We start from the raw sequence: 12,410 nt of genomic DNA on the forward strand, positions 1-12,410 counted from the left end.
TTTGTATCTTCAAAGCCGCTCTGCAACCGCGACGCGCGGGCGATGGGCTAAATCGTTGACGATCCGTGCCTCACGATAATCGCCGCTGGCGGCAATCAATTCAGGCAGAACGTTACCTTGTTCGGCGCCGATTTCCAACAGCAAAAACCCGCCTGATTTAAGACGTTGGCCGGCTTCGGCAAGAATCCGGCGGATCACATCCAATCCATCCGCTCCTCCTGCTAGCGCCAAATGGGGTTCGTGATCACGGACATCGGCATCGAGCTGGGCCAATTCGGCATCCGCAATATAGGGCGGATTACTGATCACAAAATCGAATTGTGCCGCCGAATCCAGCGGTGCGAAGAGATCCCCTTCGCGAAAATCGATGCGTTCAGCAACATTGTGCGCGGTTGCGTTCTTGACGGCGATGTTCAACGCGGCGGGGCTAATATCGACGGCCACAATTTTGGCGGCGGGTAAATTCGCCGCAGTGGCGACGGCAATGCAGCCCGAGCCGGTTCCCAGTTCGAGGATCTGCGTCTCTGGCCGGCCGGCCGCTAATGTCAGCAATTCCAGCACCAACGTCTCGGTATCGGGCCGCGGAATCAACACGTCGGACGAAACATGAAAATCGAGTCCGTAGAATTCGCGGTGTCCGACCAAATAGGCGACCGGTTCCGCCTGAGCGCGGCGGGTGACAAGTGCCCGCATGCTGGCGCGGACTTCGTCGTCAAGAACCTCGTCGTAATGCGTGTACAGCTGGATTCGTGGACAGCCGCGGGCGTGGGCTAACAGGATTTCGGCGTCCAGCCGCGGCGTGTCGCTGCCATGTTTCTTCAGATGCCCGGTGGTCCAGTCGATCACGCGACCGACGGTCCACGGCTGGTCGGTCCCGGTCGTCGTTCGTGCGTCTGAACTCACAGGTTAGTCATCCGATTATCACGGCCGGAAAGCGAAGCCGAAATGTGGGGCGGGTTGCCTGGGGGGCGATTACTTGCCGTTCTCTTCGCTGCCGAGGCTTTGCAAACGTTCTTGGCGGTCGAAGGCCATCAAATTCTCAATCAATTCATCCATGTTGCCGAGCATGATTTGATCCAGCTTGTACAACGTCAGATTGATGCGGTGATCCGAGAGGCGGTTTTGCGGAAAGTTGTACGTCCGAATCCGTTGGCTGCGATCGCCGGAGCCAATCAGCGTGCGGCGCTGTTCGGCCCGTTCCGTTTGCGCCTGTTGTTGTTTCATTTCCAACAACCGACTTCGCAAAACCCGCATCGCTTTGGAACGGTTTTTATGTTGGCTTTTTTCGTCCTGGCAACTGACGACCGTATTGGTGGGCAGGTGAGTGATGCGTACGGCGCTGGCGGTCTTGTTGACCTTTTGCCCGCCCGGACCGCTGGCAAAATAAGTATCGACCCGCAATTCGTCGTTGCTGATCTCTAGCTCGACTTCATCGGCTTCAGGCAGCACCGCGACGGTGGCGGCGCTGGTATGAATGCGGCCTTGTGTTTCCGTATCGGGAACCCGCTGCACGCGATGCCCGCCGCTTTCGAATTGCAGTTGCATGAAGGCGCCTTCGCCTGTCACCGAAAAGGTGATGGCTTTGATGCCCCCGACTTCCGATTCACTGCGGTCGAGCTCTTCCACCTTCCAGCGGCGATTTTCGGCCAAGCGTAGATACATCACGAACAGGTCACGCGCAAAGAGCGAGGCTTCGTCACCACCGGTGCCGGCGCGGATTTCCATGATCAAACTGCCCCGCGTGGCAGCGTCACCGGCTGTCACCAGGTCTTCCAGGTCCACCTGAATCGCCTCTTGGCGAGCGAGCAGTTCCTGCAGTTCGGCTTCCGCGTATTCACGAGACTCGTCGTCTTCTTCCTCGTCAACCATTTGACGGGCGGCGAGGACGTTTTCTTCGAGTTCCTTGTACTCGCGGACCATCAGCGCGGTTTTGGCTAAGCCGCCATGTTCGCGCTGGATCTTGAGCAGTTGAGTCGTATCGGAGAGGATTTCTGGATCGATGAGAAGTTTTTCCAACTCCTCGAATCGTTCCAGTTTTTGCTCCAAGCTGGGATACATGATTTTCACTTATCGCGACCAAGAGAGACTGGCGGAAGATCATCGCACATGGCGAGTCCCTTCGTTGCCGCCAAGTCTCTGGACCTGAAGGAAACGGCGCAGGCGTTTTCGGGCAATTCGCACACAACGGCGCGGACCCCGGCATGGCCGTGGGCGCTAACCTTCAGCCGCCGCTTCTTCGGTCTTGCTATCTGCCGCTGCGTCGTCTTTTCCTTTAGACGCTTTGCGGCGTTCGTCCCAACCATATTTTTGTTGGAATTTCTCGACGCGACCCGCACTGTCGACGTACTTGGCTTTGCCCGTGTAGAACGGATGCGAGGCCGCACTGACCGGAACGGTGATCAATGGGTAGGTCTTGCCGTCTTCCCATTCGATCGTTTTGTCTGACTTGAGCGTCGACCGCGTGAGGAATTTTTCGCCGCACGAAGCATCCAAAAAGACGACTTCGTGATAATCGGGATGAACGTCTGCTTTCATCGTAGTGCCACCATCTGTTGTTCAAGTACCGGGAAACCGCCGCATGGGTGTTTCGACCGGTGTCTAAATCGCCATTGAAGCGGACCGGCTAACCAAATAGCCGCCGACTTCAAAAAATTTGCGGAATATCCGGGCGCAGCTTCCGCCCGGGCAAGTCGTAGTGTACGCATGCCGACGCCCGACGACAAGCGACAATCGTCGCCCAGCGCCTTCCGCGACCAGTTTCCCACGGATCCCCTAACCAACCTGAGACGATTGGGAAGCGAAAACATGGGATGTGTTTGCTGTAAGTCTAATTAAAGCAAAGGCTTAAGCCTGATTGAGTCTCGCCCGAGAATTAAACGTCCGCTTGCGACCAGGTGCCATCGACTAACCGCCACATCCCCCCGCCGGGGTGTTGATCCTGCAGAGCGAGTGGTAGACGATGCGGGCGGATGTTGTCGTAGCACTGCAGCATTGAAAAACGGTGGATGCTCGCGGGAATTCCCACAGCGGTGAAGACCGGGTGTCCCGTCGCCGGGAAGGGGCCGCCGTGGTTCATCGCCGAAGAGACCGCCACGCCGGTCGGCATTTTGTCGTTGAGCAATCGTCCCACGTGCGGACGGACGGCTGCTGCTAGTTGGTCGTAGACGTCGTCGTCGCAACCGCCGGTGTCGCTATAAATCGCGCCGGTCAGGTTGCCTTCCAGGCTGTCCGCGATCGCGGTCATTTCGTCGATGTCTTCGGCAATGACCAACAGCGAACAATTGCCGAACGCCTCGGTTTGCAAGCCTTCCGGATCGGCCAGGAATTTGGCACCGTCGACTTTCAGCAGCGTATTCTGATGCGAGTAGCCGCTGCCCCCTCCCGATTCACCGCCGGCAATCACATGTGCCCCTGCGGATTGCAGAGCGAAGATGCCCGATGCCATGCTGTGCTGCACTCCCTCGCCAAGCAACGTCCCCACCGGGGCGGAGTTGAATTTTTCGGTGACCGCGGCGATGAATTCTTCAGCAGCTTCACCGGCCGGCAGCACCACAACTCCTGGATTGGTACAGAACTGACCGGTTCCCATCAGGCAACTGCCGGCGAACTCTTCGGCCAAGTCTTGGCAGCGTTCCTCCAAAGCGCCCGGTAGGACGAAGATGGGGTTGATGCTGGATAACTCCAGATAAATCGGCTTGCCGACTTTGTCGGCGGCTTCCTTGAGATACAAACCGGCCGAACGCGCGCCGGTATAACCGGTGGCTCCCATCATTGGGTGCGAGACCAGTTTTGCACCGTCGGCGTGATCGCAGCGATAGATCAATTGCACCAACGCCGGGGGCATGTCGGTTTCCAGCGCCGCTTGCAAGGCTTCTTCGGCAAAGATGCGCGTTGTGTTGGGGTGCGACGAATGCCCTTTGGCGATCACCGGATTTCCCGCTGCAATCGCTGCTGCGAAGTCCCCTCCCGAGATCCCGTTAAAAGCGAAGGGAAAGTTATTTGGCCCAAAGACCACCACCGGCCCGATCGGTCCGTACATCGCACGGATGTTGGTCGCCGTATCGATCGTCGCGGTCGTCCAGGTCCCTTCGCGGGCAGCGGCGGCGGCGAGACGGAGTTGATTGGTTGTGCGGGGCAATTCGATACCCGCCAACCGGCCATCCTTGGGAAGGGCGGTTTCGAGATTCGCAGTCGTCGCCAATTCTTCGGAACGCGCATCAATACGGTCGGCGTATTTCTCCAGGAATGCGGCAAACCGCGCCCCCGGCCAACCCCGCATTAGTTTGGCAGCCTCCGCGGCGGCATGAATCGCTTGTTCGATTTCCCCCCAAGGACTAACCGGGAAGAGATCCGGCAACGGTTCGGCCGTCGTGGGGTTCGATGCTTGAAAGGTCTCGGTGCCGGTCGAAGCCGTCCATTCGCCGCCGATGAGTACGGGGTGCGTGGTCATGGTCGTGGGTCCCATTTATTAATGACGATTGATCGTGGAATTTTCTGGTGGATCTGAACCGACAGCATACCGGGAGATGTTGGTGGGGCGAAAGGTATCGCTGAAAAATCGGTGAGTTTCGTGAAGCGAAAAGAACCACGAAAGAAACGAAACACCTAGCGCTGCAGAGCTGCAACCAAACAGGGTCGCTATTTTCTTAGCCACAGATTGAACACGGATCAAACACAGATTTCCGGCCGTGACTCCCCAAAATCCCAAACCGACGGCTTGCCGTCGCATTGTGCGTTCCGTGACAGACCACGCGCCGGCTTAATCTGTGATACGAAACAAAGGGGGTTTGAGTTAGTGGATGATTTAAAACGCGTGTGAATCCGCGAGGACCTACGGAAGCCGCCGCATAAAATACGCGTGTGGCGCGCAAATTATGACTGTTTGCAGTACGAAACAATGAACGAACCACGCCGGTTCACCGGTGTTTCCGCGCGGCGGTATTAGGCCCGCCGTTTACGGCGGGTGGGAGGAGCGGGTTGTTGGCCGCCGTTGAGCCTCGTTCACGAGGCTCCTCGCTGCCTGGGGTTTGGGGTCTGCGGTGAGGGCTGAAGCCGTTGCGTCGAGAATCCCCGTGAACGGGGATCGACATACGTAGGGAGCGGCGGATTGCAAAACCCACCGTAAACGGTGGGCCTATGACCCGCTTTCAGCGGGGCAAGTCCCGTAAACGGGACTGGAGTGCGGTCGGTCGAACAGTCTGAGCAGGGCGATGTTTGCGGCGACTTGTCGGGATAGGCAGAGTCGGCTGGATCTCCTAGAGTATGACTCTCGCTAAACCTGCCAGACTCCCTCTCAGCAGAAAAAAGACCATTGAATCCACTTCACACAATCGAACAACGAATCGCTCCGTTGAAGGACGCTTTGCTCAATCATCGCATCTACGCCGAAATTGATCGCATGGATGCGTTACGGCTGTTTATGGAACATCACGTCTTTGCTGTGTGGGACTTCATGTCTTTGCTCAAGGTGCTGCAGCGGCAACTTTGCTGCGTCGAAGTCCCGTGGATACCAGCCGCCGACCCACAGGGCTGTCGCCTCGTGAACGAGATTGTGCTTGCCGAAGAGTCCGACGAGGATGGTCGAGGCGGAATTGCCAGCCATTTCGAGCTTTATCATCACTCGATGAAACAGTGCGGGGCCAACACCGCTGGGATTGACGGTTTTCTGAACGAATTGCGACAAGGCTCCCAGAGTCTGGCTGCTTTGGAATCGCCAGAAGTTCCCCCAGCGGCTCGGCGGTTTGTGCAGCAGACCTTCAAACTCATTGAGACGGGCAACCTATGTGCCGTTGCTTCGGCGTTCACGTTTGGTCGAGAGGATTTGCTGCCGGAAGTTTTTCAACGCATCGTGGATGAGTTGAATACACAGGGAGGCGGCACCTTGGAAGATTTCAAGTATTATCTGGATCGACACATCAGCCTGGACGGTGACGAGCATGGTCCAATGGCGACCCGCCTACTGCAGTCTCTTTGCGGTACCGACGATTCACTTTGGAAAGCGGCTGAACAAGCCGCGGTTGATTGTTTGGTGGCGCGGCAAGAACTGTGGGATGGAATCTGTGATGCGATCAGCCAGAATGAGTCGTCGCGGTGAAGCCACCCAGTTGCAGTAGGCCCGGCTGTGCCGGACGATTGCGGGAGCGATTTGAATGAACTCTCGACCATGCTCCGAGAGCATCCGCCGGCCAACAGCGGCCAATAAAACCGGCCCTACACGAATGCGGTTTTAACCAGCCTGCACGCTACGAGACACCAGAAATTGGCGGAATCATCAGTGAGAATTCGTCGTACAGCGAAAAGAATGCATCAATCGCGTCGTTAACTGGTGTAAAGTTTTTCGGGTCTCGCACGCCTCCTACCGATGAGGCTTCCACATCTTCTAAGGTGACCTCCGGAACGATTGCTGGGATGTCATGCTCCGGACGAATTTCGTCCCGAATGTTCCAAAGCAGGCGGCATATCTCGTCTCGTTGAATTGCTCCTGACAACCATAGCTTGCGCAGGTATGAGGCGAAGATTGATGCCCCAAGGTAGTTCGTCGTCATGCCGGGGACATGGCATAGACCGCGCAGCATGTCTTCCGTAGATTGTGCGAACGATATGTCGATCATCCATTCGTAGGCGATGTCAGACGACGCGATCAATCCATCGACCCAGGCAGTGACATCCGTTAGCTGGACCAGACGACGATTCGAGTCAGAGTACTGAAGCGCTAGTCGATAAAACTCAGCAATATCTCGATTCGTGGGCGTCATGGTTCGTCTTTCTGTTGAACAGGCACTCCCCCTCACCAGTGCATCACAAACCCGCCGTCGACGTTGATCGTTTGACCGGTCACATGGGCGGCGCGATTGGAGGAGAGGAACACGACCATGTCGGCGATGTCCTCTGGCGTTTGCCATTGGCCGAGCGGGACCACGGCTTTGATTTTTTCTTCGGCCCAGTCTTCGTAACTGCGCTGTTGATCGGGCGGTTGCTGTTCGTTCCAGGCTTGCCAGACGCCGCGGTTGAGCGGGGTTTGCACCATGCCAGGGCAGACGCTGTTCACGCGGATGCCGTGCGGCGCCAAATCTTTGGCGGTGCATTGGGCAAAGTTGATCACAGCTGCCTTGGAAGCACTGTAGGGCGGATCGGTTTGCGAGCCAATTTGTCCGGCGACCGACGAGATAAAAACGATCGTGCCCGATTTGCGTTGCTTCATCGGTTCGGCGACGGCGTGGGCGACGTGGACGGTGCCCATGATGTTCACCTCGAGCGTCGCCCGCCAGTCAGACGGCTGTAAGTTCGTAAATGGAAATCCGAACTTTCCAGACCCGATGGCGGCGCAATGCACCACATGATCGATTGGCCCCAATTCCCGGGCGGTGGCAGCCGCCGCGTCCAGGACCTGGGCTTCATCGCAGATGTCGGTCGCAATACCACAGGTGGCGACACCGCATTCGCTCGCGAGATCCGCAGCAGCGGTGGTGACGTTTTTCGCCAGATCCCAAATGGCCACGCGGGCTCCTTCGGCGGCGAATCCGCGGGCGACGGCCAAACCGATGCCGCTCGCGCCGCCGGTAACGACGGCGACATGATCTTTGATATTCAGTTGCATCGAGGATTCTCTTGAATCGGGACGAAAAAATTAACTACGGCTGGGCCAAAGCGGTTGGCTGAGTATAAAATGCTAGAAGCATGACAAGCAATCGCTCACAATCCGATGACGGCGCACAGGTCGCAAAAAGCCCGCCTTTGACGGCGCTCTGGTGCGCGGTAGCAGTGGTCGTAGCGGCGCTAGGCATTTACCTCGCCGGCGTCGCTGCAATGAGCGCCTTTACGGGGATTGCGACGGACAATTTTTTTTGGCTTTGGTCGTTTCTAGCGCATATCGTGCTCGGCGCGGTCTTCACCGTAGGGGTATTGGTGATTGCGGTGCGGCGCTGTTTGCGTGGGTACCGTGAGCGTGACTGGCGGATGAAGTCCGTCTGGGCGGTGGTGGGCGTGCTGATTTTGTTTGTATTTGTTTCCGGCGCCGCATTATTTCGCGACGGCCGGGAGCTGCAAATCGCGAAATCGGTGTGGCGTCCTATTTTGTATGCGACGCACGTTGTCGTGCCGGTGCTGTTGTTGGGACTTGTGCTGGGGTTTCGCCGTTTAATATTTGGCCAGCGGCGCTGGGGGGTGATTCCATTCGTGGGGGCGACAACGCTCGGCGTGGCGGGCTTGGCATTTCTGCACGGGCAGGCACCCACGACGGAAGTCTCCGTGGCGCCCGAAAACGATAAGCTGTCCTATTACCCCGCGCTCGCTCGTACGGCCTCGGGTGATCCGATCCCGGCAACCGCGTTGATGCGCGATGCGGAATGCAAAACCTGCCATGCGGATGTGCATGCTGATTGGCAGCAGAGCGCGCATCACTTTAGCTCGTTCAATAATCCGGTCTACTTAGCGGCGGCACTGGAAACGCGGGCCGATGCGATCAAAAAGTATGGCAACGATCAATCGTTCAACTTTTGTGCCGGCTGCCACGACCCGGTCCCGTTGTTCAGCAATTCGCTCGATGCCGCTTTTGACGATCCACAAAACCCAGTCGCTCAGGCAGGGCTGACCTGCACGGCGTGCCATGCAATTACGGAAGTCGCACACGGAGCAACAACCACAACCCGAGGGAACGCCGATTACACGATCGCCCAGCCACGGCAATATCCACTCGCCGGCAGCGACAACGAAGTGCTAAGTTGGTTGCATCGGCAATTATTGCTGACCAAACCGGCAATGCACAAACAAACATTCCTCAAACCGGTGCACAAGACACCGGAGTTCTGCGGGACCTGTCACAAAGTGCACTTGCCCGAGAAACTCAACGACTACAAATTCGTGCGGGGACAGAACCATTACGATTCGTTTGTGCAAAGCGGCGTTTCAGGGTACGGGGCGCGGAGCTTTTATTACCCGTCGCACGCTGCCGAGAATTGTGCCACCTGCCATATGCCGTCACGGGAATCAGACGACCTAGGTGCCACCGATTCCCGTATCCGCAATCACCTCTTCCCCGCCGCTAATACCGGTTTGCCGGCGCTGCGCGGCGCGGAGGACGTTGTCGAATTGCATCGCAACGTTCTCGAAGGGGCATTGCGCGTTGATCTGTTTGGAATTCGCGAAGCAGGCCGTATCGACGGGCCGTTGCATGCACCGCTGCGACCGGAACTTCCTGAATTGAAACCAGGTGCGACGTATTTGTTGGAAGCGGTGATCCGAAATTTGTTGGTGGGACATCACTTCACTCAAGGGACAGCCGACTCGAATCAAATCTGGTTGGACATCCGTGTCACCGACGGCGCGGGAAAAGTGATCGGCCGGAGCGGCGCTCTCGACGAGGACCGGCGTGTCGATCCTTGGGCGCATTTTATCAATGCCTTTGTCGTCGACCGACAAGGAAATCGCATCAGCCGCCGCAATGCTCAAGACATCTTTGTGCCGCTCTACAACCACCAAATCCCACCAGGAGCCGCCCAAACGGTGCACTACCGTTTCACACTGCCTGAAGACGTCACAGGGCCGGTGACGGTGGATGTGCGGTTGCGGTACCGGAAGTTTGACCGCGAGTTAATGGATTTTGTCAGCCGTGATTTGCAGCGGCCTGAATTGGCGCAGTTCGATTTGCCGATTGTCGACATTGCTGAAGACCAAGTCGAATTTGCCATTGAGGATTCACCGGCAGAAATCGTCAATCTTCCGGTGGATATCCCCGTCTGGCAACGTTGGAACAATTTTGGAATTGGACTGTTGCTCAACGGACAAGCGGAATTACGGCAGGCGGAATCGGCATTTCGTGCGGTTCAGCCGCTCGATTTTGGGCAGGGTTCGGTCAATCTGGTCCGCGTGTTACTCAAGGAAGGACGTTTGGCCGAAGCGGCTGAACTGCTGGCGGGGCTGGATTCGCGCGACGATGCGTCTGTGAATTGGTGGACGCTCGCGTGGCTGAATGGCGTGCTGCAACATCGGTTGGGAAATTTAGAAGCAGCTGAGGCGCATTTGCGGCGGATTCTCGAAACCAAAGATGCCGAATTGGCGGAGCGTGGGTTTGATTTCAGTCGCGATTATGTCGTGCTGAACCAGTTGGGCGAAGTCCTCTTTGATCGCGCCCGGCTTTGCCGAGCCCCGTCGGAGGCCAAAGAACGTGAGAGATTCCTGCGCGCAGCGGCAGACATTTTCCAGCGCACATTGCAACTCGATACTGAAAACGTTGTCGCACACCACAACCTGTCTCAATTGTACAAGGAGCTGGGGGACGACGAATCGGCGCTGGCCTATTGGCACAATCACTTAAGATACAAACCGGATGACAGTGCCCGCGGCGAGGCGATTCGAGCCGCGCGCGAAAAATACCCCGCTGCCAACCATGCTGCCGGGGATGTGGTGATTTATGATTTACAGCGTCCCGGCGGACCGGGGCGCGATGCGGAGTAAGGACTCTCAATTCACGGAGACCCTTGATGCCATGAAAAATGTAAAACTTCAACACTGGCTGATCATGCTGCTGGCGGTCGTGATCGGGCTGGTGATGTTTTTCTGCCTAGCGCCGGTACCGAATTCCAATGACGTCGACGAAGCTCCACCGCCGCCCCCGCCTGTGGTTCCTGCGGAACCAGCAGCAACGTCGGACCAAACCCGCGCGCCGCCTCCAACGGCGCCGGTCCTGCCGGAGATTCCCTTCACCGACATCACGGAGGAAGCGGGTATTGACTTTGTGCACCAAAACGGTGCCGCTGGCGAAATGTTGTTGCCCGAAACCATGGGCAGCGGCGCGGCGTTTTTCGACTATGACAACGACGGCGATCAAGACTTGTTGTTGGTGAACGCCACCGCATGGCCGCACGCGCCCTCGCAATCCTCCACGGCGACTTCCGTTCTCTATCAAAACGACGGCCACGGGCATTTTGAAGATGTGTCCGCTGCCGTTGGGTTGAACCTGAACTGTTATGGAACGGGCGTCGCCGTTGGGGATTTCGATAACGATGGTTGGCGGGACCTGTTTATCGCCGCCGTCGGTCGCGATCATCTGTTTCGCAACAACGGTGGAGAGTTTGAGGAAGTCACGACCAAAGCAGGTGTCGCCGGCGAGGAAACCGCCTACAGCAGCAGTTGCGGTTGGTGGGACTACGACAATGACGGCGACCTCGATTTGTTTGTCTGCCATTACATTGATTGGTCGCGCGCGTCCGATTTAGCGCAGAATTTCTCGCGAACCGGCGGCATGCGGGACTATGGGCCGCCGCTCGATTTTGGAGGGACCTTTTCGAAGTTATTTCGTAACGATGGAGCGGGGCAATTTTCCGACGTCACCGCTGCCGCCGGAATCGAAGTCCGATCTTCCACGGGACGTCCGTTGGGAAAGTCGCTGGGGCTGATTCCCGTGGATGTGGACAGCGATGGTTGGTTGGATCTGATCGTGGCCAACGATACGGTGCGCAACTTTTTGTTTCACAATCAACAAGACGGTACGTTTTTGGAGATCGGGGTGCGGGCGGGGATTGCCTTTGACAATTCCGGCAATGCGCGGGGCGGCATGGGGATCGATGCCGGTTTCTTGCGAAATGACACGTCGCTGGCGGTCACGATTGGGGACTTTGCCAACGAAGCGTCGGCGCTGTTTGTGGCGCGGCGACCGCTGTTGTTTGCGGACGAAGCCACGATTAGCGGACTCGGCGCAGCAACGCTGCTGGATTTGACGTTCGGCACGTTTTATTTTGATGCCGACCTCGACGGACGGCTCGACATCCTGGCTGCCAACGGGCATATCAGTTCGCAAATCGAACGCGTGCAAACCAGCCAAACACACGCCCAAGCTCCGCAGTTGTTTTGGAATGCCGGTCCAGGCGCGCCGCTGGAGTTCGTACCGCTCACAGCCAAGCAGTGCAGCGAAAATTTTGTCAAACCAATCGTCGGCCGTGGCGCCGCTTATGCCGACATCGATGGCGACGGCGATCAGGACGTACTCATGACCGCTACCGGTGCACGCCCACGCTTGTTACGCAACGATCAACAGACCGGTCATCATTGGCTGCGGTTGAAGCTAGTCGGCACGAGAACCAATCGTGATGCGATTGGCGCCCGGGTGGATGTGCATGTGGGGGATACGACATTTACTAAGCAGGTGATGCCGACGCGGAGTTATCTATCGCAGATGGAATTGCCGGTCACGTTTGGACTCGGCGCGCGGGCCACCATCGATAAAGTCAACGTGCATTGGCCGGGCGGCGTCGAACAGGTCGTTGACGATCCGCAAGTCGATGCACTGAATGTCGTGACACAACCGCGGTGATGTGAGGACCCCAAAGGGGGAGTCCACCCTGGGTAAATCTGGGAGCATTCTCCGTGGTGGGCGGATTGAAATACCCCTTCAGGGTATGATCCTGATGGTCCCG

Annotated in this window: 9 protein-coding genes; 3 read left to right on the forward strand and 6 right to left on the reverse strand. The window is 57.4% G+C overall.

Annotated elements, in window-relative coordinates; translation table 11 throughout:
* Positions 1 to 9 precede the first annotated feature (9 nt).
* From prmC to Mal52_RS00310, 4 genes are all read right to left on the reverse strand, one after another.
* Complete coding sequence (gene prmC / locus Mal52_RS00295) at positions 10 to 903, reverse strand: peptide chain release factor N(5)-glutamine methyltransferase (RefSeq protein WP_145373626.1); 894 nt, start codon at positions 901 to 903, stop codon at positions 10 to 12.
* Between the two features lie 69 nt (positions 904 to 972).
* Positions 973 to 2,058, reverse strand: coding sequence for a peptide chain release factor 1 (gene prfA, locus Mal52_RS00300; RefSeq protein ID WP_145373627.1), 1,086 nt, complete (start codon positions 2,056 to 2,058; stop codon positions 973 to 975).
* A gap of 156 nt (positions 2,059 to 2,214) precedes the next feature.
* Complete coding sequence (locus tag Mal52_RS00305) at positions 2,215 to 2,535, reverse strand: type B 50S ribosomal protein L31 (protein ID WP_145373628.1); 321 nt, start codon at positions 2,533 to 2,535, stop codon at positions 2,215 to 2,217.
* Between the two features lie 337 nt (positions 2,536 to 2,872).
* Positions 2,873 to 4,450 carry an aldehyde dehydrogenase (NADP(+)) gene (locus Mal52_RS00310; protein ID WP_145373629.1) on the reverse strand — a complete coding sequence of 526 codons (1,578 nt, stop codon included), beginning with the start codon at positions 4,448 to 4,450 and terminating at the stop codon, positions 2,873 to 2,875.
* A gap of 861 nt (positions 4,451 to 5,311) precedes the next feature.
* Here Mal52_RS00310 and Mal52_RS00315 point away from each other — a divergent pair.
* Complete coding sequence (locus Mal52_RS00315; RefSeq protein ID WP_145373630.1) at positions 5,312 to 6,094, forward strand: DUF3050 domain-containing protein; 783 nt, start codon at positions 5,312 to 5,314, stop codon at positions 6,092 to 6,094.
* Positions 6,095 to 6,242: 148 nt separating this feature from the next.
* On the opposite strand, the gene Mal52_RS00320 is transcribed toward Mal52_RS00315, so the two are convergent.
* Complete coding sequence (locus Mal52_RS00320) at positions 6,243 to 6,755, reverse strand: hypothetical protein (RefSeq protein ID WP_145373631.1); 513 nt, start codon at positions 6,753 to 6,755, stop codon at positions 6,243 to 6,245.
* Positions 6,756 to 6,787: 32 nt separating this feature from the next.
* A complete protein-coding gene (locus tag Mal52_RS00325; RefSeq protein ID WP_145373632.1) occupies positions 6,788 to 7,597 on the reverse strand; it encodes an SDR family NAD(P)-dependent oxidoreductase in 810 nt (269 codons plus the stop codon).
* Between the two features lie 80 nt (positions 7,598 to 7,677).
* On the opposite strand from Mal52_RS00325, the gene Mal52_RS00330 reads away from it, so the two are divergent.
* Both Mal52_RS00330 and Mal52_RS00335 read left to right on the forward strand, forming a co-directional pair.
* Positions 7,678 to 10,452, forward strand: coding sequence for a multiheme c-type cytochrome (locus tag Mal52_RS00330; protein ID WP_145373633.1), 2,775 nt, complete (start codon positions 7,678 to 7,680; stop codon positions 10,450 to 10,452).
* A 31-nt stretch (positions 10,453 to 10,483) separates the two neighbouring features.
* Positions 10,484 to 12,307 (forward strand): FG-GAP-like repeat-containing protein, encoded by a 1,824-nt coding sequence (locus tag Mal52_RS00335; protein ID WP_197534572.1) that lies wholly within the window; start codon positions 10,484 to 10,486, stop codon positions 12,305 to 12,307.
* Positions 12,308 to 12,410 lie beyond the last annotated feature (103 nt).

The organism is Symmachiella dynata, from assembly GCF_007747995.1.
Classification (GTDB): domain Bacteria; phylum Planctomycetota; class Planctomycetia; order Planctomycetales; family Planctomycetaceae; genus Symmachiella; species Symmachiella dynata.

Excerpts from the sequence above, each read along its gene's own strand:
- prfA (WP_145373627.1), bottom strand. The coding sequence starts at position 2,058 with ATGTATCCCAGCTTGGAGCAAAAACTGGAACGATTCGAGGAGTTGGAA.
- Mal52_RS00305 (WP_145373628.1), bottom strand. The coding sequence starts at position 2,535 with ATGAAAGCAGACGTTCATCCCGATTATCACGAAGTCGTCTTTTTGGAT.
- Mal52_RS00310 (WP_145373629.1), bottom strand. The coding sequence starts at position 4,450 with ATGACCACGCACCCCGTACTCATCGGCGGCGAATGGACGGCTTCGACC.
- Mal52_RS00320 (WP_145373631.1), bottom strand. The coding sequence starts at position 6,755 with ATGACGCCCACGAATCGAGATATTGCTGAGTTTTATCGACTAGCGCTT.
- Mal52_RS00325 (WP_145373632.1), bottom strand. The coding sequence starts at position 7,597 with ATGCAACTGAATATCAAAGATCATGTCGCCGTCGTTACCGGCGGCGCG.
- Mal52_RS00330 (WP_145373633.1), top strand. The coding sequence starts at position 7,678 with ATGACAAGCAATCGCTCACAATCCGATGACGGCGCACAGGTCGCAAAA.
- Mal52_RS00335 (WP_197534572.1), top strand. The coding sequence starts at position 10,484 with ATGAAAAATGTAAAACTTCAACACTGGCTGATCATGCTGCTGGCGGTC.